Origin of the sequence: Paraburkholderia sp. BR13439 (assembly GCF_040948805.1) — a bacterium.
GTDB lineage: Bacteria > Pseudomonadota > Gammaproteobacteria > Burkholderiales > Burkholderiaceae > Paraburkholderia > Paraburkholderia youngii.
In genome coordinates this window covers 115965-141108 of the sequence record NZ_JBFPKN010000021.1, presented here as the reverse complement: position 1 = coordinate 141108, position 25144 = coordinate 115965, and the positions used below count along the sequence as shown (strand labels likewise).

Sequence of the window (25144 nt, the reverse complement as noted above, 5' to 3'; positions counted from 1 at the left end):
ATGAAGGGGTTGCATGCGCGTCAAACTTTCAGCGTGCCCCGCTCGATCTGATCGCGTTCGAGCGACTCGAACAGAGCCTTGAAATTGCCTTCCCCGAAACCTTCATCGCCCTTGCGCTGGATGAATTCGAAAAAGACGGGGCCAAGCAGCGGTTTGGAAAAAATCTGCAGCAACAGGCGCGGCGATCCATCCGCCGTCGTTCCATCGAGAAGAATGCCGCGCGACTGCAATTCGCCAACCGGTTGACCGTGGCCTGGCAGGCGCGTTTCGAGCGCATCGTAGTAGTAGCTGTTCGGCCCGGTCATCAGCGGCACGCCAGCCATCTGCAGGTTGTCGATCACCGCGATCAGATCGTCGGTCAGGAAGGCGATGTGTTGAATGCCCTCGCCGTTGAAGGCCATCAGGAATTCTTCGATCTGGCCGCTCCCCTTGCCGGACTCCTCGTTCAATGGAATGCGGATCTTGCCGTCCGGCGCCGTCATCGCCTTCGACGTGAGCCCCGTGTATTCGCCCTCGATGTCGAAGTAGCGTAGCTCCCGGAAGTTGAACAGCGTCTCGTAGAAGTTGGCCCAATACGTCATGCGGCCGCGATAAACGTTGTGCGTCAGATGATCGACGAGGCGCAAGCCATGACCGGCCGGCCGGCGCTCGACACCTTCGATGAACTCGAAATCGATGTCGTAGATCGACTTGCCGTCTTCGAAGCGGTCGATCAGATAAAGCGGCGCGCCGCCAATGCCTTTGATTGCCGGCAATCGCAACTCCATTGGACCGGTTGCGATTTCGATCGGCTGAGCGCCCAGCGACAGCGCGCGGGCGTAGGCCTTGTGCGAATCCTTCACGCGAAACGCCATGCCGCAAGCACTCGGGCCATGTTCGGCGGCAAAGTAAGCGGCCTGACTATTGCGCTCACGATTGACGATGAAGTTGATTTCGCCCTGGCGGTAAAGCAGCACGTCTTTCGAACGGTGGCGAGCCACCAGTGTGAAGCCCATCTGCTCGAACAGCGGTTCGAGGACATTGGGTACGGGCGAGGCAAATTCAACGAATTCGAAGCCCATCAGTTGCATTGGATTGTCAAACAGGTCGGCCATGATTTCTCAGGTTCAGCGGAGGATGAATGATTGGTGGCGATCGACGGGCACTGACTGACGCGGAGGCATGTTGGAAAAATGCAAGAAAATTTCCCCATTCGTCACGCAGGGAAAGGCCCTCGAGCCACCTGCTCATCTGACCACCCTCCCAGCACACACGCTCGCGTCGCAGCAACATCTGGAATCAGTTTAATTTTTTATCGATGCAATAGGATTTCGTAGCGGACGCAGACAAACCCTGATTTGTGCATTAACATTTCATTTCACCGCGAAATGAGGAAATAAGAGTGCATACAATCGACATCGACCGAATCGACGTGCGTTTGCTGGAGATTCTTCAGTCGCAAGGGCGTATCTCCAATCTCGAGTTGGCGGAGGCGATCAAGCTTTCGCCCGCGCAAACGCTGAGGCGTCATCGCCGGCTCGAGGAAATGGGCGTGATCAAGTACTACGAGACGCGGCTCGACGCGCAGTTGCTGGGCTTCGGCGTAGTGGCTTTCATTCAGGTGACGATGGAGCGAGGCCATGTGCGCGACCTGTCGAAGTTCAAGCGAATGATCTCGGAACTCACCCAGGTTCAGGAATGCTTCGTCGTAACGGGTGATATCGATTACATGCTCAAAGTCGTCGCGCACGACCTGAAAGCGCTGTCGGAGTTTCTACTGGATACGCTGATGCGTATTCCGGGCGTGAGCGGGGTCAAGTCCAGCGTTTGCCTCGATGAAATCAAATGTACGGGCGCTGTCCCGTTGGCGGCCTAGTGAATCGACTCGGAGACCGTACTGACATGCTCACCAAAACGTGTCGACGTGCATTTTGTCGCACACCTCGACGCCAGAATGCGGCGTGTCGGCGCAGGTCGAAGCCTCAGCATGCCGCCAGGATTCGTGCAGCGTGTTCCGCCGCGATAGGGCCCAACCGCCCCGCAACCCGTTCGATAGCCGCGATATGACTGAGTGCCGCGCGGTACGTCTGGTCGATACTCCGCTCCCCATCCAGCGCGACGACGCCATTGACGTCGAACACGGCGCGATAGGCCGCCACCTGACGCGTCAGAAAACTCATCGGCGGCGGCTGGTCGTTCACGTCGTTCCTTGAGCGCACGCGGCGGTGTGAAGTCGCGCCGGAAACGTTCAGACCAAAGGCGACGTCGGGACGCAGCACATGGCCAGCGATGCTGCGGAGCACCGGCGCAGTCTCAGCCGGATCGGAACGCGTGCCGATCTCGGCCTGAGAGGTGAACACGTAGCGGTCGCAAAAGACTACGTCGCCGCGTTCCAGTGCCGGTATGACCGTGTCGGTCAGATGCTGGACGAGGTCGCCCATGATGGACAGCAGAATGCCCAGCATGTCGACGCGACGTACGCTTGCGTCGGGCTCCGAGCTCGCTTTGGAGGTATGCCAGTGGCTGTCGACCATATCCCGGAACACCGCATCTTTGCGGATGCGACTGGTCGGCGTAAACGTCGTCACGCAATTGAGCCCTGCACGCGTACACGCGCTTTCGAGCTTTTTCATCAGTGAGGACTTCCCGGCCCCATCCACGCCGCACAATGTGACCAGCACGCCGGGATAAGCATGCGGTTTGAGCTCGAGCGCTTCGAACACGGCATTCGACATGAAATCACCTCAGACCATCACTTCGCGACACTCCGCAAGCACCTCGTCACGGGCCTCGATCGGTGCGAGCACCGCGGTGAAGTGCTTGAGCATCGGCGGCGCCGAGACGATCCGCATACCGCGGATCGCGTCGCGTCGCTGGTAGACCCGGATCAATGCCGCCGCAACCGCCGCGAGGTGGCTATCGGTGTAGACGCGGCGAGGAATGGCGAGCCTCAGCAGTTCCAGCCTCGGGGCGCTGACCGCGCCCGTCGATGGATCTTCTTTCAGGAACGCCAACGAGCCCAGACCGACGGCGCGCACGCCGCCCTCCAGGTAAAGCTCGGAAGCCAGCGCCTCCGCTGGGAACTCCGAGCGCGGCACGTGCGGCAGGAAGGCGGCCGCATCGACATACACCGCGTGTCCACCGGTCGGCCTCAGGATCGGAACGCCGCCGGCAAGCAGTGTGTCCCCTAGCCGTTCGACCTGACCCACGCGGTGTTGCAGGTATCTGTCGTCGACCATCTCGCGCAGACCGATCGCGAGCGCTTCGAGATCGCGGCCTGCCATCCCTCCGTAGGTGACGAAGCCTTCGTGCAGCACGAGCAGCGGCACGACCTGCTCGTAGAGCGCGCGCGACCGTGTCGCGAGCAAGCCGCCGATGTTGACCAGCGCATCCTTTTTGCAACTGAACGTGCAGCCGTCGGCGTAGGAAAACTGCTCCTGTAGAATTTCCGCCACCGACCGGTTCGCATAGCCGCTCTCGCGCTGCTGGATGAAATAAGCATTCTCCGCGCAGCGCGCCGCGTCGAAGTACACGGGAATCGCAAACTCATCGGCCAACGCTTTCACCGCGCGCAGGTTCGCCATCGATACCGGCTGTCCGCCGCCCGCGTTGTTCGTCAGCGAGACCATGATTAGCGGAACGTTGTCGCGTCCTTCGCTCTCGATCACGTTGCGCAGTTTCTGCACATCCACGTCGCCCTTGAACGGATGCTCGACAGAGGGTTGGTAGCCGATTTCGGCGACGCACGATATCGCGGTCCCGCCGGCAATCGATACGTGCGCCTCGGTCGAATCGAACGGCGCGTTGAACGGCACCACCTGGCCCGGGCGCACGAGGGTCCGGAACAGGAAGTGCTCGGCCGGCCGTCCCTGGTGAGTCGGCAATACGTATTCGAAGCCGAGCATGTCCCGCACCGCCTGCGTCAGCTTAGTAAAGCTGCGGGAGCCGGCATACGACTCGTCGCCGGTCATGATGCCCGCCCACTGGTTCGCGCTCATCGCGGAGGTGCCGCTGTCCGTCATCAGATCGATATAGACGTCGTCGGCTTCGAGGCGAAACACGTTGTACCCGGCAGCGGCAAGCCGCGCCTGCCGTTGCTCGCGGTCGATCAGCCTGATCGGCTCGACCATCTTGATCCTGTACGGCTCAGGCTGGCTGTTTTCTAAAAGCATGCACTCCTCCTGCGTTGAAAGTACACGGGCCAGCGGATGGCTGGCCGCTCGGGCATCACATCCCGCGTCAGGCGCTTTGCTCGATCGGCGCGATCTCGATCGGCGTCCAGTCCGGATCGCCGCCGTCCGCGGACGCGCGGTGACAAGCGCGCGCGTGATGGGCCGCTTCGAAGCGTTTCTCGATCCGGTTCAGGATCGACCAATACGCGCCGCGTTCGCCTTGCGCGATCGCTTCGACCAACGCGTCGTTCGCGTTGTAGTTGAACAGGCTCGCATTGGTCCCGAAGAACCGCCGGTCATTGCCGATCAGATCGGCAATGAACTGCTGCGGGTCCGGGCCCAATGCGGTCGGCAGATAAAACACCGGGTGCAGCAGATCGTCGTTGCCTTCGATATGGCCGTGCAGATTCGGATTCCCGGCATGGAGGCCTTCGCGGCGGATCATCTGCTCGAGCTCGGTGCCCGGAAAAATCCTCAGCCCGACCGTGACCGAAACGCGCTCCGGATCGACCCGCTTGATGAACTCGATGGTCTCGCGAGCGGTCTCCTGCGTCTCGCCGGGTGCGCCGAACAGCAGTTCGATGATGTGCTCGAGGCCGTGGCGCTTCGCGGTATTGACCGCATGTTCGATGTCGGGAGCACTGAAGGTGCGGCGCAGTATCTTCAGCATCGTTTCGCTGGCGGTATCGACGCCGAAGTTCATGCCGACGCAACCGGCCGCTTTCATCGCGGCCGCAAGTTCGTCGGGAAACGGCCGCGGCATCCCGTACGCATACCACTGGATTTTTCCGGCGAGCCCGTGCCGGATGATGGCCGCGCACAGCGCCATCGGATGCGCGACGCTCAGATTGAATTCCGAGTCGTTGATGTGAAAGACGTTGACCCCGCGCTCCTCGAGCGATGCCATCTCGGCGACGACGTCATCGGGTTCGCGCATGCGCACCGAGCGGCCTTTGATCAGCGGCTCGACGCAATAGATGCAGGAGCGATTGCAGCCGCGTTTCGTTTCGATGCCGATCTGGCCGCCTTTGGCGAAATAGTGCGGGTTGTTCACCAGCTCGCGTTTGTGAGGCCCTATGCTGGCCAACGGTCCGCATGTGTTGGGCGCGAGCGGCGTAGCTTGCACGCCGGCCGTATCGCGGTAGACCAAGCCGGGTATGTGCGTGAAACTCCTGCCTTCTTCGAGGCAGGTCAGCAGTTCGGGAAAGCTGAATTCGCCTTCCCGAACGATGCCGAAGTCCGCGTCGAGATACGCAAGCAGTTTTTCCGGCATCACCGAGTAGCCCGCGCCGCCCATCACGATCGGGACCGCGCGCGCACGCCGAAGCATCGCGACGATGTCCCTGATGCGCTCGAGAAAGCTGTAGCCGCTGGAGAAATAGACGTCGTCGGTATTTCGCAGCGTCACCCCCCAGTAATCCGGCGCGGCGGTGTGGCAGTGCTCGGCAATGGCCGCCTCGCAATCGTCGGAGAAGCACAGGTCGAGCAAGTTGAGCTCGAACCCTGCACGCTCCATCGGCGCCGACAGATAGTCGAAGGCAATCGGCGCAATCGCCGGCTTGATCTGGTTCGTGTTGACGAAGGTGACGCGCTTGGCCATGTTCGATCCGTCTCAGTGGAAAGTTTCGCGAGGGTTCGCAAGGGCTCGCAAGGGGTCGCAGAAACGCGCGGCTAGACGGCGACGTCGATCGACATCTTCTGGCCCGCGCGGGCCACCGTCATCTCGCTCATGAATTCACTGAACCGATGTAGCATCACCGCCGAGAGGTGCTTCGCCTTTTCCTCGCAGTCGGAAAACGCATAGAAGCCCGGACCCGCGCTGCTCATCCCCGCGTACACCGCGCCCTCGCGTTGCATCGTCTCGTCGAACTCACGCATCACGTCGGTCCGGAAGATGCCTTCGAGCACCTTCATGTTGCTCATGCTGTTGAGTTCCCAGCCGTGCTTCAGAAACGCGAACAGGTCGTTACGATGCAGCGCCGGCCGCAGTTTCTGTTCGATGAAGTTGCGCCACGCGGTGCCATAGCGCTTCTGCCACTCGACGAAATGCGTCGGCACGAAACCGGCCTCGGTGGTGCCGGACATGTCCGCGCCTTCGCCATGCGCACGCAGCGCTTCGGTCGATAGCGTGTCGTAGTTGCCAACGGCGGTGGTCACCCACAGGTTTTCCGAACTCAGGTTGCCGAGGAAACGGCCGTTGCCGTGTTTCTCGTCGACCCAGACCAGCCCGCCGAAGAACAGGCACGCTTCACCGACGCCGGTCTCGAGGCCGAAATACACGTGCTCGTCATCCTTCGCGGTCTCGACGTAGTTGCGGGTGATCATTTCCCACATGTCGTGCGGCGAAAACGGTGAGCCGAACAACGCGTTCAAGCCGGCGAGCGTCGCGGTGTTGAACGACACATTCGAGCCGAAGCCGCTGTGCTGATGCTGGATGCTGCGCAGCCGATCGACACGGATGTCGTCGCGTGCGTAGCCGACCGTTCGCTTGAACAACTCGAGCATGTGCCGCCCGCTCGGCACGTCGCAGCCGCCTTCGCCGTTGTTCGTCTTCGTGACGGTGATCCGGTGTCCGACCGTGCTCGTCGATACGCCGAGTCCGCCGCCGCCGAAGCCGGGCATCATTTGCATGAAGTCGAATACGGCGAAGTGAAGGCGCCCTGGCACCGAGACTTCGGCACGATCGTAGCTCGGCACCGCGTCGCGCTCCCAGTGCGGCAGCACAGTCAGATTCGCCCCCGGCAGGAACTGCCCCGCTTTCGCCTTCCAGGCCTGATTCATTGCTCTACCTCCGTCCTCGTGAGTTCCAGGAATTCCAAAGGGCACCACCCGTTGTTCGCGCTCCTGGTGCACTGTTCGTGCCAGGCGTTCTTTTGCTGCGCGAAGTGAGTCCCCGTCAGAGGCAATGACGCAAGCAGGCCGCCAGATTTCAAAAGGCCGGGCGATATATCCGAACGTTTAGATGTTTGGACGTTGGCATGTGAACCGGGCCGGTATCAGACGTCGTGCAGTCGAGCTGCAACAAACAGATCTCCTTCGGATGTTGGCCCGGCACCGACATTCAAGAGCTGCGAGGGGTTTTCCTCCAACGTGCGTCGGCAATGCGCCGACACCGCTTCAATCCGCGCGATACCCGCCCCGCCTTTTGAGATCTGGGCACTTCGTTCCGTTCTTGCAGGGGATGAGGACGACTTGCGTGGTGCCAACGGATGACTGGCATGAACCCTGCAAAAAGCGTCCGCAAGAAGTGGCACCGGTCGATCGCCACTCGTGACCCGCCCTCTTGATCTTTGCCGGGAGCCGCAGATGACAGCAACTTTGAAGGACGACGCGCTGGCGCGACGCCACATCGATTGGCCGCGCGCGTTGCGAGCGATCAAGGCGTTGAGGGAGAACGTAGACGATATTCAGCATGCCTACGAAGTGATGATCGCGCTCGACGGCGGTCAGATGGAGACGATGTACCAGCGCTTTCTGAGCGAGCCGGGCGCCGGCGCGCTGCTGGCGGAGCAGCCGTCGCTGCTCGACACGCTCGCTGATTCCGACACGCTGCTGCGCTTGCCGCCCGGCTCGTTCGGCCGCGCCTACATGGCGATGATGGAGCGCAGCGGCTACAGCGCCGATGGTCTGCTGCAAGCAAGCCGGCTGGCTGCCGGTCTCGAAGAAATCCTCCCGGGCCCGGACCGTCAGTGGTTCATCGAGCGCAGCGGCTGCATTCATGACCTGCTGCACGTGTTGACGGGCTATGGACAGGACTGGGCCGGCGAGACCTCGCTTCTCGCCTTCGACTGCGGCCTCGAACCGATGCGCGCGCGCATCGTCGGTCTGCTCGGCACCGCGTTGACCGCGCCGTGGTGGCCGAACTTCTGGGTCCATCGTTTTCTGCACCGCGCCTGGCTGCGTGGCAAGCGCGCGCGCATTCCCCTCTCATACCGCTGGGAAGAAGCGTTGGAGCGACCGCTCGCACTCGTCCGCCTGCAACTGGCGATCGAGCCGGTCGCGCTCGCGCATCCCCAGGGCATCCTGGCCGGTGGCCAGACTCTGCCGTGGCGCTACGCCGCGCCGAGCAACGCGTGAACGGAAAGGAACCCAGCATGGCCAGCACATCGAAAAATGCGTCGCTGCACAACACCGTATTCGGCATCGTACGTACGCAGTTGCTGCGCGTCTGCCGCGAGCATCAGCGCGACTTCAACGCAGAGATTCACCTCGAGAGTTCGCTGATCGCCGATCTCGGCCTCGACTCGCTATCGCTCGTCGAAGCGGTGGTCGCGGTCGAGCAGGCGTTCGGCATCGAGCGTCTGCCGCTAGAAGCGTTGAACGAAGAACACGCCGAAACGTATTTCACGGTCGGCTCGCTCGTGGACCTGTGCATCCGGCACGCCGCCATCCGCGTGGACGTCAACGAGGGGATGCGCACATGAGCCCGCGCCTTTCGCTGGCCACCGCGCATGCAAGACGTGGCCGGCTTGCGGCCGCGGCAGCTGCGCTCGGCAGCACGATCGGCGGCTTGCCGCTGGCCGCCGAGGCGCTGCCGATCGCCGGCGCGTTCGTCTGCTCGCTGCTGCTGTACGGACGGATCGCCGGCGTCGCCGTTGAACCGGGCTGGCGTGTGCTGGCCGGCCTCGTGTCCTTTCTCCTGCTGTTCGTTCAGCTTCGCTTGATCGACGATCTCGACGATCTCGAACGCGACTATCCCGCCGGGCACGCGCAGTTGGCGCGCCGCGAGGCACGACGCACACGTCTCGTCGCCAGCCTCGCGACCAGCGCGCTGCTGCTCGTTGCGCTGAACACCGGCGTGGGGCACGCGAGGACGGCCGCCGCTGCCGCCACCGCCCTCGCCTTCGCCGCGCCGTTCGTATTCAAGCGGCTGCTCCCGAGCCGCCCGCTGCTGTGCTTTCCCGCATTCGAGGGGGCGCCCTTCGCGGTCTTCATGTACGGCTATTTCTGGTGGCGCGACATGGCTGGCCGCGAACTGAGCTTCTATGTCGTGATGTGCGTAGCGGGCTCGATGTGGACCGGCTACGAATTCTGGAAGTTCTCGCGCAAAGTCGGCGCCACCGCACCGCAGCCCTATCACCTGTCGGCGCGCGAAATCCGCGTCGCGCTGAATGTCCTGCTGATGCTGGCGCTCGGCATCAACGTGTCGCTGTCGCGCCTCGCAGGCCTGTCGCAAACCTATTCGATCTATGCGGCGACGCTGCCACTCGTATGGCTTGCCTGGCTCAACGCGAGCTGGCCGGGCCCCGCGCGCAGGCCGGGCCGGCCACGCTGGGCGGGCACGCGCTTCATCGTCGCCGTCGAGCTCGGACTGCTGGCCGAGATTCTCCTCAAATGACACGCAACCCTGGATGGTCACCCACGATGAATAAGCATGTTCTCGTCACCGGTGCGCGAGGTCTGTTGGGCGCCGAAGTGATCGCCCGGCTCACGGCAATGGGCTACCCGGTCGTCGCATTCTTGCGCTCAGAAGGACCGGTTGTCCGCAACGACGGCACGCCGCTCGCGGCAACCACGTACGACGGCCACACGCCTGCAGCCGGAACCTTCGCATGTGTGCGGGGCGACGTCGCCGAACCCCACCTTGGGCTCGACCCGCACACCTACGAGGCGCTGCGCGCGACGACGGGCGCGATCGTCCACTGTGCCGCGCTCACCAGCTTCGGCCGCAAGCCCGAGGTCTACGACGCGATCAACTTTCGCGGCACCGAGCGCATCGTCGAGTTCGCGCAACCTCGCGACGACGCGCCGATTCCGCTGCTCTACGTGAGCACCGCCTATGTCTGCGGCGAGCGCCCCGGCGTGTTCAGCGAGGACGATCTGGACCTCGGCCAGCGGCTGGGCAACCCGTATGAGCAGAGCAAGTACCGCGCGGAACAGTCGGTGCGAGCGGCGATGCGCAGCGGTCTGCCGGCCGCGGTGCTGCGCCCGTCGATCATCGTGGGCGACTCGGCGAGCGGCGTGATCCGCAAGTTCGACACGCTCTACACCGTCGTGCGCCTGACGGCCGCGGGACTCGTGCGCACGATGCCCGGCGACTACGGCGCGACGCTGAACATCGTGCCGATCGACTGGGTCGCCGACTGCGTCGTCGAGGCACTGGTGAAGTTCCCGCTGGTGCGCGGACGCACGCTGCATCTGACCTCGGGCGCGCCGACCACGCTGCGCGAAATCAACGACGTCTGCGCGGAGTTCCCGTCGTTTCACGTGCCTCGCTATGTGCCGCGGCATGTGTTCGACGCCGCCGCGATGAAGCCGCTCGAGCGGCGCTACTACGACGAGGTCGTGAAGCTGTACGAGTCGTACCTGACGCGCCAGGTGCGCTTCGCACGCGACGCGACCGCCGCGATCCTGCCGGCCCTGCCTCGCGCGACGGGCAAAACGCTGCTGCGCAGGATCTTCCGTTATGGGATCGCGGCGGGCTACTTCGTGCCGCGCACGGCTTGACGCTCAGGGAGCCTAACCATGTTGATGACCGATCCGATGCTCGCCGAGCTTTGGCAAAAAGCGCGCACCGCGTTGAGCGCCCAGTTCGAACAGCGGGCACCGAGCGCCGTCTTTCTCGAAGGCTCGATCGCCGAAGGTTTCGGCAACGAGCGCTCCGATGTCGACTTCGTCGCGATCGTCGATAGCGGGCTGGAGCCGGCCACGATGCCGTACATCCTGTTCATCGACGGCCGCCGCATCGAAGTCAGGTTGCTGAGTCCGGCGCGTCTGCGCCGCGAGCTCGCGCAGGTTCGCGCAGCGCTCGGCAAAGGGCGTCGCGCGGTCGCGCGCCTGTCGTGGAATCTGCTCGAACGGTGCCAGCGCTTCATCGGCGCGCTGCCGATCGACAACCCGGCATTGATCGAAACGCTGCAAGCGGAGCTTGGCCGCGACGCGCTCTGCGAGGCGGTGGCGCTTTGGTTCGAGGATTTCGCGCGCCAGACCGGCCGCTATGCGGTCGCGATGTTCGCGCTCGGCGAGCCCGACTACGCCCGCGCCTGGATCAGAACCGCCGCGTTTCATGCGGCGAAGAGTCATGTGGCGCGGCTCGGCGAGTGCTACATGAGCCCGAAATGGCTGTCGCTGCAACTCGAACGCGCGGCTGTCGACGCGGGTCTCGCCGGCCGTCTGTGGAACCTGCTGCACGCGCCGCGCGAGCATGGCGCCGAAAGCGCGTTCCTCGCGGCGGGGCTCGCGCTGCTCCGCGAGTTCGGCGTCGGCGGTGTGAGCCTCGTGGCGGAGAACGTGCTGATCGGCCCAGGCAAGGACGCGACGACCTGGCAGATCGGCGAACGGGTCCATGTGCTGCGAGGCAGCGACGTCTTTGCGCTCGACGACGAAGCCGCCCAGGCCTGGCGTGCGATCACCTTCGACACCCCATGCGCAGCCATCGCCAGCCGTGGCGACGCGCAGGCGGCGAGCCGGCAGCGCGCGCTGATCGCGGACTTCAGCCGGCTGGGTCTCGTCAGCCTGCGCTGGAAGGGCAGCGGAGAAATCCACGCACGACAGCAGGCGACTTCGACGCCGGTGTCCCGTGCGCCGTTGATCTCGATCGACGGCGCACGCCTCGCGGCCGGCCGCGCGAGCGGTGCCCAGTTGCTGCCGATGCCTGCCGGGCGCTTCGCCGAAGCGGGCCTCGAGATGGTCTGGGCCAACATCGGCCTCGAAAATGCGCGCGAGGACGCCCAGGGCGCACTGCGGCGCGGCCAATGGAAGGTGCTCGAGTACGCGCTGCAACGGATGATGCAAACCGCCTGCATGGTCACGCTCGGCGCGCATGGCGTGACGCCGCAGTCGACGATGGAAGAAGCGACGCTCGACGCGATCCGGCTGCTGCCTCTCGATGCGGCGCTGATCGACGGCATCCGCGAACTCGAACAGTGCTCGATCGGATCGGCACCGGATGCCGAGCGTTACGTCGCGCTGGCCGATGAGCTCGCGCAGCGTCTGCGTAACCTCGGCGGCGACCCGCAGTTTCCGGCGAGCTTCGATACGGCGTCGGGCTGGCGCGGCACGATCCACGCCGCCTACGACTGGATCAACCTCGGTGCGCATCTGCACGCGCGCTTTCCGCAGACCGCTCACGGCGGGCGCGGTACCGCCGAGGAAGCAAGAGACCTGCTCGCTTCGTCGAGCACCTGAGCAACGGGGACCTCAATGAATTTCGACACCATTGCGCGCGCATGCGGCGAATTCGAAGCGGGCAAGAGCTACGCACAGCACGAGAGCTTCGACGCAAGCAGCAGCGCCGGCCCAACAGCATCGCCACGTTTGATCCTCACCGCGGCAAGTCCCGCCGAAGCCATCGAGCGGCTCGCCGGCAACAAGGGACGATCGCTCCATCGGCTGGCGAACCTCGGTGTAGCGGTGCCGCACTGGGCGATCCTCGGCACCGACTGCTTTGCGGAGTTCCGCCGCGACGGCGGCCTCGATCAAACCATCGCCACGCTGCTCTGCGACTTCACGCCCGCCAACGCCGCCGCGATCGCGAGCAGGATCTGCGAGGCCGTGCTGACGTGCGACATCAGCGCTGCGTTGCGCGCCGACATTGCACGCGCGCACGAAGCGATCGGAGACGGACCGCTCGCGGTGCGTTCGTCAGGTGTCGAAGAAGACAGCGCGAGCTTCTCGTTCGCAGGCCAGTTCGACACGTTCCTCGATGTACGCGGGCTCGACTCGACACTCGAACACGTGCGCCGGTGCTGGGCCTCCGCGTATTCCGAGCGCTCGCTGCGCTACCGGCATCAGCACGGACTCGACATGGCCGGCGCCGGCATGGCCGTGATCCTGCAGCGCCTCGTTCAGGCGGACACGAGCGGCGTCGTGTTCACGATCAACCCCGCCAACGGCAACCGCGACGAGCTGGTGCTGAGCGCCGTCTACGGGCTCGGCGAAGGACTCGTGTCGGGCGCGGTCGACGCTGACACGATCACCGTGGACCGCCACACCGGGCAGCACAAGCAGGTGGTGATCGGTGAAAAACGCGAGCGTCATGACGGCCGCCACATCCGCGAGGTGCCGGCCGCGCTGCGCGATGCTGCGGCCCTTTCCAACGACGAGATCGAGCGCGTCGTGGCAGCGGCCCGCACGCTCGAAAGCAGGTTCGGCGAGCCGCTCGACATCGAATGGTGTATCGCGGAGCACCAGTTGTGGATTCTGCAGGCGCGCCCGGTGACCACGCCGGTCGCACCGGCCGCATCGCGGACCGGCGAATTCCAGCTGTGGGACAACTCCAACATCGTCGAGAACTATCCCGGCGTGACCACGCAACTGACCTTCACCTTCGCGCAGCACGTCTATGCGCAGGTGTTCCGCGAGTTCTGCCGGCTGCTCGCGATTCCGCACAAGCAGCGGCGCGAGATGGACGGCTTCCTCGGCTCGACGCTCGCGTTCCTGAACGGGCGCGTGTACTACAACCTGCTGCACTGGTACAAGCTGTCCGGGCTCGCGCCGTTCCAGGACCTCGGACGCAAGATGATGGAAGTCCAGATGGGCGTCGACGAGCCGCTCGATCTGGCGAGCTTCGCCGAGCTGATCGCGCCGTACAAGGCCGGCTCGCGCGCTGGGCTCGCGTGCATCCGCGCCGTGAGCGGCACGAAGTTCGCGTGGCACTTCGCGCGGCTGGAGCGCAACGTGGAGCGCTTCCGCGCGTTCTTCTATCCGGTCTACGACGAGTTCAACGCGCTCGACTATCGCTCGCTTCCCGCCGATGCCGTCTATGCGCACTACTGCCGCTTCGAGCGGGCGCTGCTGGCACGCTGGGGCATGATGATCGTGCTCGAATCGGCGATCGGTCTCAGTTACGGCGTGCTCCGGCGCCTGATCAAGCGGTGGATTCCCGATGCGCCCGACTGGCTCGAAGTGGCGGTGATCGGCGGCATGGACGACATCGAGTCGATCGAGCCGGTCCGCAGGCTGGCCGCGCTGGCGGAAGCCGTGCGGTCGAAGCCGCGGGTCGAAGCGCTGATCCGCAACACGCCGTCAGCCGAAGCGTATGCGGCGCTGCGCGAATGCGGCGCGCCCGAGATCGTCGCCGACGTCGAGCGCTACCTCGCCGACTTCGCGTACCGCAGCAACAACGAGCTGAAGCTCGAAGAACCCGATCTGCGCGAAGACCCGGGCGTGCTGTTCGATATGTTGAAGGCCTCGCTCGCGCATGGCGCCGCGACAATCGATCGCAGCGCCACCGAAACGCGCATCGACGCGTTGTTGCGTGAGCGGCTTAATCCACGGCAGCGCTGGATTTTTGCCCGCGCGCGCGGCCGCGTGCGCGCCGCGATCCGGGCGCGTGAGACCGTGCGCTTTTGCCGTTCGCGCGCGTTCGGGGTCGCGCGCCGGATGTTCCGCGCGATCGGCGAGGGTCTCGCCGCCGACGGCGTGCTGGCCACAGGCCGCGACATCTTCCATCTGCGTCTCGACGAAATTCGCGGCTGCTTCGAAGGCACCGTGTCCCACCGCGAACTGCGCCCGCTCATCGAGCAGCGCAAGCGCGACGACGCGAGCTATCGCGCGATGGATGACCTGCCGCCACGCTTCGTCACGCATGGCCCCGTAGCGGCCTGGCTCAGCAAGCCGGCGAACCTCGCCGCGCTGCACGCGGCGCCCGCCCATGCGGCCGGCGCGACGCTGCGCGGCACGCCCTGCTCGCCGGGCTTCGCCGAAGGGCGCGCGAAGGTCGTGCGCGAAGCGAACGAATTCGACGGCGGCATCCTCGTCACCTATCGGACCGACCCCGGCTGGGTCCCGGTATTCGCGTCGGCGACCGGCCTGCTGATCGAGCGCGGCAGTCCGCTGACCCATGCCGCGATCGTCGCACGCGAAATCGGCATCCCGACCGTCGTGCAGATTCCGGGCCTCACCACGCGCGTGCAGTCGGGAATGCAACTCAAGGTCGATGGCCATAGCGGCGTGATCGAACTGCCCGAGCCGACCTGAAACGAATCCCTACTTCCTGACTGACCACTGCAACCGCCCCTGAAGGAAACTGCCATGTACCGCCTGCTCAACGATCGTCGCGACCTGCCGCATCTGTGGCTCTACATCGAGTGCGCGCTGATATTCATCCCCGCCGCAGCCATGCTGTATTGGCTCGGCCACTTTCCCTGGTGGGCGGGCGTGGCCTATGTGCTCGTCTGGAATATGTTCGGCGACCGCTTCACGATGAGTTACCACTGCACGCTGCATCGGCGCCTCTTCAGGAAGCAGTACCGCGCGCTCGAAATCCTGCTCGACTGGGTGCTGTGCCCGTTCTTCGGCCAGACGCCGGGCACGTTCTATGTCCATCACATGGGCATGCATCACATCGACGACAACCTGCCACGCGACCTGAGTTCGACGATGCGGTTTCAGCGCGATAGCGTCATCGGCTTTCTGCATTACTACCTGCGCTTCGCCGCGCTGGTGCCAGTCGAGCTCAGCGTCTATCTGTGGCGCTCGCGCAATACGAAGCTGATGCGGCAACTGCTGGTCGGTGAAATCGCATTCTACGCAGCGATTGCCGCCGCCGCATATTGGAACCTGCGGGCGACGCTCGTCGTGTTCGTGTTTCCGTTCGTATTCGTGCGGCTGATGATGATGATCGGCAACTGGGTCCAGCACGCGTTCATCGACCCCGATCATCCAGACAACCCGTACACGAGCAGCACCAATACGATCGACTCGCGTTTCAATGCGCGCGTCTTCAACGCCGGTTATCACATCTACCACCACGTCCGCAAAGGCACGCACTTCAGCGAGCTCACGAAGGAGTTCGCCGCGAATCTCGAGAAGTACGGTCAGGAGGATGCGGTCGTGTTCGATCGAATCGACATCGCGCAGATCTGGCTGCTGCTCGTCACGCATCAGCACCGCAAGCTCGCCAGGCATTTCGTGCGCTTGCCGGGCGCGCCGGTGCGCAGCGACGACGAGGTGATCGCGCTCTTGCGTCGCCGTCTGCAGCCGATCCGCGACTGGTCGCCCGCTGCTTCGCTCGATCACGGAATCTCGACCAAGTAAGCGGGGAGCCGTCACCATGAACCTGACGCTAGTCGATGCCGTTTCAGCGCTGCCGCGCGGCGACGCTCGAGGCCTTCGTTTTGTCTCCTCGCACGGCGACGAGCACTATTATCCGTATGAGGCGCTCGAGCGCGAGGCACGCAAGCGTGCGCAAAAGCTCGTGGCACTCGGCCTGAACAAGGGCGACCGTATCGCGCTCGTGATCCTCGACCCGGAAGCGTTCATCCTGAGTTTCCTCGGCGCGTCGTTCGCCGGCCTGGTGCCCGTCCCGATCTTTCCGCGCGGAAGCCTGAACTTCAGAACCCGCGCACGTTACGCCGAAACCGTCAGTCACATCGTGCGCTCGGCAGGCGCGCGGATGCTGCTGACGTCGAACTCGACACGCGAGACTATCGAGGACGTGCTGGCCGCCGACACCGGCCTCGAATGCATCGTGAGCGTCGAAGCGCTGCTCGACGGCGAGCCGCCCGCCTGCGATTTACCCACGCTGCATCCCGATGACCTGTGCTTTCTGCAATACACGTCGGGCAGCACGTCGCTGCCGAAAGGCGTGATGGTCACGCATCGCAATCTGATCGCGAATGCGACAGCGTTCCTCGGACCGCGCGGCATCGATCTGCACGAGCAGGACGTCTATGTGAGCTGGCTGCCGCTGCACCACGACATGGGACTCATCAGCGTGCTGGGCGCGCTGATCTGCGACTTGCCGAGCGTGCTGCTAGCAACCGAAGCATTCGTGCGCCGGCCTGGTCTCTGGATGGAGGCGATCGCGAAGTACCGCGGCACGATCAGCTTCGCGCCGAACTTCGCGTACGCGCTCGCCGCGCGCCGCACCCGCGACCAGGACCTCGAGGGCCTCGACCTGAGTCGGCTGCGCGTGGCCGGCTGCGGTGCCGAGCCGATCAACGCAGAAGCGCTGCGCCAGTTCTCCGCGCGCTTCGAGCCGGCCGGTTTTCGCGCCGAAGCGCTGCTGCCGTGCTACGGGATGGCCGAAGCAACGCTCGCGATCACGTTTCACGACCACGGCCAGCCGATCGTCACCGACGTCGTCTATGCGGCTCCGCTCGGGCTCGGTCGAGCGATACCGGCCGCGCGTGATACCAGCTTGCGCACGATCGAACTGGTCGGCTGCGGCCATTGCTTTCCCGGACACGAGTTGCGGATCGTCGACGAATCCGGGCGGGCGTTGCCCGAACGCTGCGTCGGCGAGATCGTCACGCGCGGGCCCAGCATCACCGTGGGCTATTACGGCCTCACCGAAGCGAGCGCCGATGCGTACCGCGACGGCTGGCTGCAGACCGGCGATCTCGGCTACGTCGCGGGCGACCAGCTTTATATCTGCGGCCGCAGCAAGGACCTGATCGTGATTCACGGCTCGAACCTCTATCCGCAGGACATCGAATGGGCGGTGGCCGAGTTGCCGAGCGTGCAAAGCCGCGGCGTGATCGCGTTCAGCGTGATGCGCGACGGCGAGGAGACGCTGGTCGTCTGCGCCGAGGGCAAGCCCGCGGAGGCCACGGCGCTGCGCCGTGCGATCGCGCAGAAGGTCGCCGAATGCGCGGGCCTGCAGGTCGGTCACGTCGCGATCGTGCAGGCGGGCAGCTTGCCGCGGACTTCGAGCGGCAAGGTGCAGCGCCGCCGGACCAAGGCGCAGTTCGAAGCCGGCGAGCTGGAGGAACACTCGTGAGCATGCGCTGGCGCGAGATCATGCTGACGGTGTCGGGCGCGCTCGCGCTCGCCGCCTGTCACGCGGAAGAAACCGAGGTGACGCTGCCGCGCCCGGTCATCGCCGTGGTCGTGCATCGGGACAGCAAGCCCGTGCTCGCGACGCTACCGGGCGAAGTCAACGCACGCTATGCGACGCCGCTGTCGTTTCGCATCGCCGGCAAGCTGGTCGAGCGGAAGGTGCGGCTCGGCGATACGGTCACGGCCGGCCAGGTGATCGCGCGGCTCGATGCCGACGACGCGCAGCGCAGCCTCGCGAGCGCGCAGGCCCAATTGATGGCGGCGCAGCATCGGCTCACCTTCGCCGAGCAGCAACTCGATCGCGACCGGGCGCAGGCGCAGGAACAGCTGATCTCGACGGCGCAGCTGGAGCAGACCCAGGATGCGTATGTGGCGGCCGCCGCGCAGCGCGATCAGGCGGTACAGCAGTTCGCGCTGCTGAAGAATCAGACCCAATACACGGTACTCACCGCGGACCATGCCGGCGTCGTCACCGCCGAAGACGCCGATACCGGGCAGAACGTCGCGGCGGGACAGCCGGTCTACCACCTCGCGTGGTCCGGCGAGGTCGATATCCTCTGCGACGTGCCCGAGAGCCTGCTGAACGCGCTGGCGGTCGGCAGCGCGGCTAGGGTATCGCTGCCGGCCGTCACGGACCGACGCTTCACCGCGCACGTCCGGGAGCTGTCGCCGGCAGCAGACCCCGGCAGCCGCACCTATCGCGCGAAACTGACGCTCGATGCGCCAGACCCCGAAGTCCGCCTCGGCATGACGGCCACCATCACCTTCGCCGACGCGTCCGGCGAGGCGCAAGCGGACGACCCGATCACGCTGCCCGCCAGCGCGCTCTTTCACGACGGCAACGCGCCGGCCGTCTGGGTCGTGCGGCCCGGCGACGAGGCGCTGGAACTGCGCCGGGTCCAGGTGGGCCGCTATGACGACCGCACGATCTCCGTCGCGCGAGGCCTCACCGATGGCGAGCGCGTCGTGCTGCAAGGCGTGCACACAGTCAGCGCCGGCGAAACCGTGCGCGCGGTCGCGCCGTTGCATCCCGAGGACTTCGCATCATGAGAGCGCTGTTTGGCCAGGGGCCCGACGGAGCGGGCGGCCCCGGTGAACCGGGTGGACCGCGGCGGCCAGCAGCGGACGACACCGGCCGCTTCAATCTGTCCGCGTGGGCGATCCGCAACCAGGCGCTCGTCTTTTTCGCCGTCGTGCTCGCGACGCTGTTCGGCGTGCTCGCCTATTCCCGGCTCGGTCAATCCGAGGACCCGCCGTTCACGTTCCGCGCGATGGTGATCCGCACCTTCTGGCCCGGCGCGACCGCGCGCCAGGTCGAGGAGCAGGTGACCGACCGGATCGGCCGCAAGCTGCAGGAGACGCCGCATCTCGACTATCTGCGCAGTTACTCGCGTCCCGGCGAATCGCTGATCGTCTTCACGATGAAAGACTCCGCGCCGGTGCGCGAGGTGCGCGACACGTGGTACGAGGTGCGCAAGAAAATCGGCGACATCGCGGATACGCTGCCGCCCGGCGTGCGCGGGCCGTACTTCGACGACGAATTCGGCGACGTCTACACGAACATCTATACGCTAGCCGGCGACGGCTTCTCGCCGGCCCAACTGCACGACTATGCGGACGAACTGCGCGGCGTGCTGCTCCGTGTGCCCGGTGTCGCGAAAGTCGATTATTTCGGCGACCCCGACGAGCACATCACGATCGAGATTCCCAACGCGCAATTGACGCGGCTCAGCATCACGCCGCAACAGCTCGCGCGGGCGATCAACGCGCAAAACGCGGTTACGCCGAGCGGCACGCTCACCACCGTGTTCGATCGCGTGTTCGTGCGTCCGAGCGGCCAGTTCACCGACCTGACGGCGATGAGCGACACGCTGATCGACATCAATCACCGCCTCGTTCGTCTTGGCGACATTGCGACGATCAAGCGCGGCTACGACGATCCGCCGGTCTCGCAGGTTCGCACCAACGGCCGCCCGGTGCTCGCCATCGGCATCACGATGCAGACTGGCGGCGATGTGATTCAGCTCGGCAAGCTGCTCGACGCGAAGACGGCCGAATTGCGCGCGCGTCTGCCCGCGGGGCTCGAACTCGTCCAGGTGTCGAGCATGCCGCACGCGGTCTCGCACTCGGTCAACGGCTTTCTGCGCGCCGCCGCCGAAGCGATCGTGATCGTGCTGGCCGTGAGCCTCATCTCATTGGGCTGGCGCGCCGGCGTGGTGGTGGCGATCTCGATCCCGGTCGTGCTCGCGGTCACCGCGCTATGCATGAATGGGTTCGATATCGGCCTGCACAAGATCTCGCTCGGCACGCTGGTCCTCGCACTGGGGCTGCTCGTCGACGATGCGATCATCGCGGTCGAGATGATGGCAGTGAAGCTCGAACAGGGATGGGGCCGCGCGAGGGCCGCGGCGTTCGCCTACAGCAGCACCGCGTTTCCGATGCTGACGGGAACCCTGGTCACGGTGGCGGGATTCCTGCCGATCGCGCTGGCGAAATCGGCCACTGGCGAATACACGCGCTCGATCTTTCAGGTATCCGCGATTGCGCTGGTTGCTTCGTGGTTCGCGGCGGTCGTGCTGATTCCGTTGCTCGGCTATCACCTGCTGCCCGAACGCAAGGACATCGCGCGCGAGACACCGCCCCGGCGCGCGCTTCGCAAGCTGCGCCGGCGCGACGACGCGCAGACGCGCCGCGCCCCGCTGGCGGCGCCGCGCGCGCCCCGCTTTCATGACCGCCTGCGCGACTGCATCGCGTGGTGCGTGAAGCGCCGCCTCGTCGTGATTGGCATCACGGCTGCGCTGTTCGTCGTCGCGTTGGCCGGCTTCGCGCTCGTGCCGCAACAGTTCTTCCCGAGCTCCGAGCGGCCCGAACTGCTCGTCGACCTGCGGCTGCCCGAAGGCGCGTCGTTCGAAGCGACGCTGCGCGAAGCCGCGCGCCTCGAAAAGACGCTAGCCGGCCGGCCCGAGATCGATCATCTGGTCGATTTCGTCGGCACGGGCGCGCCGCGCTTCTATCTGCCGCTCGACGTCCAGATGCCCCAGCCGAACTTCGCGCAGCTCGTGATCACCGCCAGGTCCGTCGACGACCGCGAAAAGCTCGAACGCTGGCTCGCGAGCACGCTGCAAAACAGCTTTCCCGCCGTACGTGCGCGCGTTTCGCCACTGCAGACGGGACCCTCGGTCGGCTATCCGGTGCAGTTTCGCGTCAGCGGAAACGACCTCGCCACCGTGCGGGAAATCGCGGAAAAAGTCGCGGCGACGATGAAGGCCGATGCCCGCACGACGGGCGTGCATTTCGATTGGGACGAACCCGGCGAACGCTCGGTGCGCTTCGAGATCGACCAGCAGAAGGCGCGCGAGCTCGGTGTCACGTCGGAAGACGTGGCGAGCTTCCTCGCGATGACGCTATCGGGCTATACGTTCACGCAGTACCGGGTGCGCGACCGGTTGATCAGCGTCGACCTGCGCGCGCCCCAGCGTGAGCGGGTCGATCCCGCCGAGATCGTCAACCTCGCGATGCCGACGCCGAACGGCCCGGTTCCGCTCGGCACGCTCGCGCACCTGCACAACGAACTCGAATACGGGGTGATCTGGGACCGCGACCGTCAACCGACGATCACGGTCCAAGCCGAGGTGCGCGGCAACGCGCTGGACCTCGACGTGACCCAGGCGATCGATCGGACGCTTGCGCCGCTGCGCGCGTCGCTGCCGATCGGCTACCGGATCGAGACCGGCGGCGCGGGCGAGATCAGCGGCAAGGCGCAGGCGTCGGTGATCGCGCAGCTGCCGCTGATGCTCGTGGTGGTGCTGACGCTGCTGATGATTCAACTGCGCAGCTTCGCGCGCGTGCTGATGGTCGTGCTCACCGCGCCGCTGGGGCTGATCGGCGTGGTCGCCGCACTGCTGCTGTTCGGCAAGCCGTTCGGCTTCGTCGCGATGCTCGGCGTGATTGCGATGTCCGGAATCATCATGCGCAACTCGGTGATTCTCGTCGATCAGATCGAACGCAATATCGCCGCGGGCCAGGGGCGCTTCGATGCGATCGTAAGCGCCACGGTCCGGCGCTTCCGCCCGATCATGCTGACCGCCGCGGCCGCCGTGCTCGCGCTGATCCCGCTGCTGCAATCGGCCTTCTTCGGACCGATGGCGACCGCACTGATGGGCGGCATCACCGGCGCCACCGTGCTGACGCTGTTCTTCGTTCCCGCGCTCTACGCAACCGCGTTCAAGGTGCGGCACTTCGAACGCGGTGTGCGAACCGCGTCCTCGACAATCGAATACACGTGGAGCTGATCGTGCGCACAGACTGCAACGCTATCGACGGGCCGGCGAGCGCGCCGCATTTCACTTTCGCGCCGCGTCGAGCGCGGGCCGTGGCGAGCCATCGCTGGTGCGCGGCGTTCGGCGCGGCCGCGACGATCGCGCTTGGCGCATGCTCGTTCGGTCCTGGCGGCGAGCCGCCGGCGATGCCCTCGCCCGCCCATTACGGCGCCGAGCCGCAGCCCGCGCAAACGGTCGAGGCGGTCGGTGTCGCACAGCGCTTCACCACCGGCGCGCAGCCGGTGCCGCAATGGTGGCGGCTGTTCGGCTCGACGACATTGAACGACCTCGTCGAAGAAGGCCTGCGCAACAGCCCGACGCTCGCCGCCGCCGACAAGCACCTGGCCGCCGCGCACGAACAACTGCGCGCGCAGATCGGCGCCACGCTGCTGCCGTCGGTCGATCTGGTCGCGCAGGCCTCGCGCGGGCGCGATCTCGGCATTCCGGTTCCCGGCGCGCCGAATACGCTGCTTTACAACGAGTTCATCGGCGTGGTCCAGGCGCAATACACGTTCGACCTGTTCGGCGCGGTGCGCAAGGCCAACGCGGCGCGCTCCGCGCGGGTCGACATCGATGCGTATCAACGCGAAGCCGCGCGCCGCGCGCTGGCCACCAACATCGTCACGGCGACGATCGAGGCGGCGATGCTGCGCGCCGAGATCGATGCGACCGAGCGCCTGATCGTGCTGGCGGGCGATCAGGCCCACGATACCGAACGGCATTACCAGCTCGGGTCGCTCACGCGCGGCGACGTGTCGAATGCGCGGCAAAGCATCGCCGCGCTCCAGGTCAGCGTGGCCGATCTGCGGCAACGGCTGACCGTGACCCGACACGCGCTTGCGGTGCTGCTCGGCCGCACGCCCGACGCGGCGCCGCCCGAGCCCGATCTGGCGAGCCTGCATTTGCCGCAAGACCTGCCCGTCGTGCTGCCATCGGACCTGTTGCGCTCAAGGCCCGATATCGCGGCCGCCGAGGCGGCGCTGAAAGCCGCCGCGAACGATGTCGGCGTCGCCACCGCACAACTCTTTCCGAGCCTGACGCTGAACGCCTCGATGGGACAAGGCGGGTTCAGCTGGCCGCTCGCGCTGTCGGGCGCCGGCGCGATCTGGAGCATCGCCGCGACGATGTCGCAAGCGCTGTTTCATGGCGGCGCGCTCGTCGCGCAGCGGCGCGCGGCAATCGACACCTACGAGGCCGCCGTGTTCGAGTACAAGCAGACCGTGCTGGCCGCGTTCGAGAACGTCGCCGACACGCTTGCGTCGCTCGAGCACGACGCGCAGGCGCTCGAAGCCGCGAGCGGCGCCGCCCGCGACGCACGCGAGACGTTCGACGATGCCACGTCACGCCACCGGCTCGGCGCACTGCCCGCGGCATCCGCTCGCGGCGGCGAGCAGCAGTACGAAGCAGCGAGGCTGGAAGAAATCCGCCTGATCGGCCGGCGCCTGGCCGATACGGCGACGCTGTTTCAGGCGATGGGCGAGTTGCCGCCGGGCAACACCCAGGCACCCGAGCATCTGGCCGGCAAGTGATCCGCGCGCCGCTGCCGACGGCGCGCGCTTGCGTTCAAGCCTGCGGCTTGCCGCGGAACGCCGACAAGATAAGTCAGACCGAGCGGCGAGCCCTGCACCGGCAACGTGCCGATGTCCCAATCGAAGCTCTGCTGATCCGGAATACTCGCGACCATCTCACGCAATTCGTCCGGGTTGTAGATGCGCAGCATCGACACGATGCCGTCGAACAGACACAGCAGCGGGATCGCCGGCAGCACATAGGTGAGCGCTAGCCGCGACCAGCGAAACGGTCGGATCAGCGGGGTCAGCGCGAGCATCATCAGCGGCATCACCAGGATGAACACGATGCCGAGCAGCCGGTGATCCGCACCCTCGACGACGACGATCGCGCGGCGTTTCGTCACAGCGTCGGCGAGGATCGCGCGCGCATCGTCCGGCCGAAAATGGTGGAACGAGTTGAACATCGTGCGCACGCCGTCGAATCTCGATGGCACGTTCATCGCGTCCACCGGTTCGCTCACATAGGTGACACAGTTGGTCGACCCGGCTGAAATCCGCTCGTACGCGGCGCGATTGGGATAGAAGTCCGTCAACTGCACCATCACGCGGCCGGACAGCGCGAGCAACGGTGCAAGCGTCTGCCATGGCCCGCCGCCGCCCGAGCACAGATCGACGATCCGGTCGCTGCCGACCCGGCGCATCGCCTCGCGCAGCTTACCCGCGATCACGTTGAAGCCCTTGTGGGAATTGGCCAGAAAATGCAGCCAATCCGTCCCGCCGTCACGGAGGGCCCGTGGGCACCACGGCTGGTCTTCGATTTCGAGCAGATGCAGGCGTCGCATGATCACGCGGGCAACCGGGGTAACTGAAAACCACGCCGCTCGGTCACTCTTGGCGAGCGGCAACTTACTACCGAAGTTAAACGAGCAAACGCGCGGCCTTCTTTAACGGCATCAGTCGACTATACGCCGAGCCGCCCCGCGCGGGCGACGCTCGCGGTTCACATCCCGCATAATGACGACGGATTAGGACTTACCCGCATCAGCCGCCGGACGGCGGCCGGGAGATGAACGATGCAAAACGACAGACCGCCGCCGCGGCGGGTGACATATGAGAAAGGGATCCGGATCGGTGGCTCAGGCTGGTTCGGTCGGTTGCTGACCGTCGCCCTGAGCGCGATCCTGTTCGTGGTGGCCGCGACGCTGTCGATCGTGCTGTTCGCCGTGCTGTTCGCGGTCGGCACGGTCGTGGTCGGCTATCTGTGGTGGAAGATGCGCAAGTTGCGCCGGCAGGCGGCCGCGTATGGCGACGACGGCCGCACCGTCGACATGGAGGTCGTTCACACGGACACACCCGACGACGACGGCCGCACCATCGACATGGAGGTGGTCCACAAGGACCCGCCCCGCGACGACTCCGCGCCACGCTGACGATCTGC

General features: G+C 65.5%; 19 protein-coding genes. 13 read left to right on the top strand and 6 right to left on the bottom strand.

Annotated elements, in window-relative coordinates; all coding sequences use genetic code 11:
- Positions 1-20: 20 nt before the first annotated feature.
- A complete protein-coding gene (gene hppD, locus AB3X96_RS32610) occupies positions 21-1094 on the bottom strand; it encodes a 4-hydroxyphenylpyruvate dioxygenase (RefSeq protein WP_368592888.1) in 1074 nt (357 codons plus the stop codon).
- A 287-nt stretch (positions 1095-1381) separates the two neighbouring features.
- On the opposite strand from hppD, the gene AB3X96_RS32605 reads away from it, so the two are divergent.
- Positions 1382-1855, top strand: a complete 474-nt coding sequence (locus AB3X96_RS32605) for an Lrp/AsnC family transcriptional regulator (RefSeq protein ID WP_368592887.1) — start codon at positions 1382-1384, stop codon at positions 1853-1855.
- Between the two features lie 106 nt (positions 1856-1961).
- Here AB3X96_RS32605 and AB3X96_RS32600 read toward each other — a convergent pair whose 3' ends face one another.
- From AB3X96_RS32600 to AB3X96_RS32585, 4 genes are all read right to left on the bottom strand, one after another.
- On the bottom strand, positions 1962-2714 hold the full coding sequence (locus AB3X96_RS32600) for a dTMP kinase (RefSeq protein WP_368592886.1): 753 nt from the start codon (positions 2712-2714) through the stop codon (positions 1962-1964).
- 9 nt (positions 2715-2723) lie between these two features.
- A complete protein-coding gene (locus tag AB3X96_RS32595) occupies positions 2724-4151 on the bottom strand; it encodes a tryptophanase (protein ID WP_368592885.1) in 1428 nt (475 codons plus the stop codon).
- A gap of 67 nt (positions 4152-4218) precedes the next feature.
- Entirely contained in the window at positions 4219-5751 is a 1533-nt protein-coding gene (locus AB3X96_RS32590) for a radical SAM protein (RefSeq protein ID WP_368592884.1), read from the bottom strand.
- Between the two features lie 71 nt (positions 5752-5822).
- Positions 5823-6932, bottom strand: coding sequence for a hypothetical protein (locus AB3X96_RS32585; protein ID WP_176383361.1), 1110 nt, complete (start codon positions 6930-6932; stop codon positions 5823-5825).
- Between the two features lie 525 nt (positions 6933-7457).
- Between AB3X96_RS32585 and AB3X96_RS32580 the strand changes: the two genes are divergently transcribed.
- Genes AB3X96_RS32580 through AB3X96_RS32530 form a run of 11 tightly spaced genes read left to right on the top strand, consistent with a single transcriptional unit; the run spans position 7458 to position 23724 of the window.
- Positions 7458-8228: a Coq4 family protein gene (locus AB3X96_RS32580; protein ID WP_368592883.1), complete on the top strand. Its 771-nt coding sequence runs from the start codon at positions 7458-7460 to the stop codon at positions 8226-8228.
- A 17-nt stretch (positions 8229-8245) separates the two neighbouring features.
- Positions 8246-8575 carry a phosphopantetheine-binding protein gene (locus tag AB3X96_RS32575; protein WP_368592882.1) on the top strand — a complete coding sequence of 110 codons (330 nt, stop codon included), beginning with the start codon at positions 8246-8248 and terminating at the stop codon, positions 8573-8575.
- Positions 8572-9489 carry a hypothetical protein gene (locus AB3X96_RS32570; RefSeq protein ID WP_368592881.1) on the top strand — a complete coding sequence of 306 codons (918 nt, stop codon included), beginning with the start codon at positions 8572-8574 and terminating at the stop codon, positions 9487-9489. The genes AB3X96_RS32575 and AB3X96_RS32570 overlap by 4 nt, the downstream gene beginning before the upstream one ends.
- A gap of 26 nt (positions 9490-9515) precedes the next feature.
- Positions 9516-10598, top strand: a complete 1083-nt coding sequence (locus AB3X96_RS32565) for an SDR family oxidoreductase (protein ID WP_368592880.1) — start codon at positions 9516-9518, stop codon at positions 10596-10598.
- An 18-nt stretch (positions 10599-10616) separates the two neighbouring features.
- Positions 10617-12278: a nucleotidyltransferase domain-containing protein gene (locus tag AB3X96_RS32560; protein ID WP_368592879.1), complete on the top strand. Its 1662-nt coding sequence runs from the start codon at positions 10617-10619 to the stop codon at positions 12276-12278.
- Between the two features lie 15 nt (positions 12279-12293).
- On the top strand, positions 12294-15071 hold the full coding sequence (locus AB3X96_RS32555; RefSeq protein WP_368592878.1) for a phosphoenolpyruvate synthase: 2778 nt from the start codon (positions 12294-12296) through the stop codon (positions 15069-15071).
- Positions 15072-15125: 54 nt separating this feature from the next.
- Complete coding sequence (locus AB3X96_RS32550) at positions 15126-16130, top strand: fatty acid desaturase (RefSeq protein WP_368592877.1); 1005 nt, start codon at positions 15126-15128, stop codon at positions 16128-16130.
- 16 nt (positions 16131-16146) lie between these two features.
- Positions 16147-17817: a fatty acyl-AMP ligase gene (locus tag AB3X96_RS32545; protein WP_368592876.1), complete on the top strand. Its 1671-nt coding sequence runs from the start codon at positions 16147-16149 to the stop codon at positions 17815-17817.
- Between the two features lie 2 nt (positions 17818-17819).
- Positions 17820-18926 (top strand): efflux RND transporter periplasmic adaptor subunit, encoded by a 1107-nt coding sequence (locus AB3X96_RS32540; RefSeq protein WP_368592905.1) that lies wholly within the window; start codon positions 17820-17822, stop codon positions 18924-18926.
- A complete protein-coding gene (locus AB3X96_RS32535; protein WP_368592875.1) occupies positions 18923-22168 on the top strand; it encodes an efflux RND transporter permease subunit in 3246 nt (1081 codons plus the stop codon). The genes AB3X96_RS32540 and AB3X96_RS32535 overlap by 4 nt, the downstream gene beginning before the upstream one ends.
- A 2-nt stretch (positions 22169-22170) precedes the next feature.
- Positions 22171-23724 carry an efflux transporter outer membrane subunit gene (locus AB3X96_RS32530; protein WP_368592874.1) on the top strand — a complete coding sequence of 518 codons (1554 nt, stop codon included), beginning with the start codon at positions 22171-22173 and terminating at the stop codon, positions 23722-23724.
- Here AB3X96_RS32530 and AB3X96_RS32525 read toward each other — a convergent pair.
- Positions 23661-24548, bottom strand: a complete 888-nt coding sequence (locus AB3X96_RS32525) for a class I SAM-dependent methyltransferase (protein ID WP_368592873.1) — start codon at positions 24546-24548, stop codon at positions 23661-23663. The two genes, AB3X96_RS32530 and AB3X96_RS32525, sit on opposite strands and share 64 nt — an antisense overlap.
- Positions 24549-24779: 231 nt before the next feature.
- On the opposite strand from AB3X96_RS32525, the gene AB3X96_RS32520 reads away from it, so the two are divergent.
- A complete protein-coding gene (locus AB3X96_RS32520) occupies positions 24780-25136 on the top strand; it encodes a hypothetical protein (protein WP_368592872.1) in 357 nt (118 codons plus the stop codon).
- The last annotated feature ends 8 nt before the right edge of the window (positions 25137-25144 follow it).

Bases quoted from the DNA above. Each gene is read 5' to 3' on its own strand.
- hppD (WP_368592888.1), bottom strand. From the start codon at position 1,094: ATGGCCGACCTGTTTGACAATCCAATGCAACTGATGGGCTTCGAATTC.
- AB3X96_RS32600 (WP_368592886.1), bottom strand. From the start codon at position 2,714: ATGTCGAATGCCGTGTTCGAAGCGCTCGAGCTCAAACCGCATGCTTAT.
- AB3X96_RS32595 (WP_368592885.1), bottom strand. From the start codon at position 4,151: ATGCTTTTAGAAAACAGCCAGCCTGAGCCGTACAGGATCAAGATGGTC.
- AB3X96_RS32590 (WP_368592884.1), bottom strand. From the start codon at position 5,751: ATGGCCAAGCGCGTCACCTTCGTCAACACGAACCAGATCAAGCCGGCG.
- AB3X96_RS32585 (WP_176383361.1), bottom strand. From the start codon at position 6,932: ATGAATCAGGCCTGGAAGGCGAAAGCGGGGCAGTTCCTGCCGGGGGCG.
- AB3X96_RS32580 (WP_368592883.1), top strand. From the start codon at position 7,458: ATGACAGCAACTTTGAAGGACGACGCGCTGGCGCGACGCCACATCGAT.
- AB3X96_RS32575 (WP_368592882.1), top strand. From the start codon at position 8,246: ATGGCCAGCACATCGAAAAATGCGTCGCTGCACAACACCGTATTCGGC.
- AB3X96_RS32570 (WP_368592881.1), top strand. From the start codon at position 8,572: ATGAGCCCGCGCCTTTCGCTGGCCACCGCGCATGCAAGACGTGGCCGG.
- AB3X96_RS32565 (WP_368592880.1), top strand. From the start codon at position 9,516: ATGAATAAGCATGTTCTCGTCACCGGTGCGCGAGGTCTGTTGGGCGCC.
- AB3X96_RS32560 (WP_368592879.1), top strand. From the start codon at position 10,617: ATGTTGATGACCGATCCGATGCTCGCCGAGCTTTGGCAAAAAGCGCGC.
- AB3X96_RS32555 (WP_368592878.1), top strand. From the start codon at position 12,294: ATGAATTTCGACACCATTGCGCGCGCATGCGGCGAATTCGAAGCGGGC.
- AB3X96_RS32550 (WP_368592877.1), top strand. From the start codon at position 15,126: ATGTACCGCCTGCTCAACGATCGTCGCGACCTGCCGCATCTGTGGCTC.
- AB3X96_RS32545 (WP_368592876.1), top strand. From the start codon at position 16,147: ATGAACCTGACGCTAGTCGATGCCGTTTCAGCGCTGCCGCGCGGCGAC.
- AB3X96_RS32540 (WP_368592905.1), top strand. From the start codon at position 17,820: ATGCGCTGGCGCGAGATCATGCTGACGGTGTCGGGCGCGCTCGCGCTC.
- AB3X96_RS32535 (WP_368592875.1), top strand. From the start codon at position 18,923: ATGAGAGCGCTGTTTGGCCAGGGGCCCGACGGAGCGGGCGGCCCCGGT.
- AB3X96_RS32525 (WP_368592873.1), bottom strand. From the start codon at position 24,548: ATGCGACGCCTGCATCTGCTCGAAATCGAAGACCAGCCGTGGTGCCCA.
- AB3X96_RS32520 (WP_368592872.1), top strand. From the start codon at position 24,780: ATGCAAAACGACAGACCGCCGCCGCGGCGGGTGACATATGAGAAAGGG.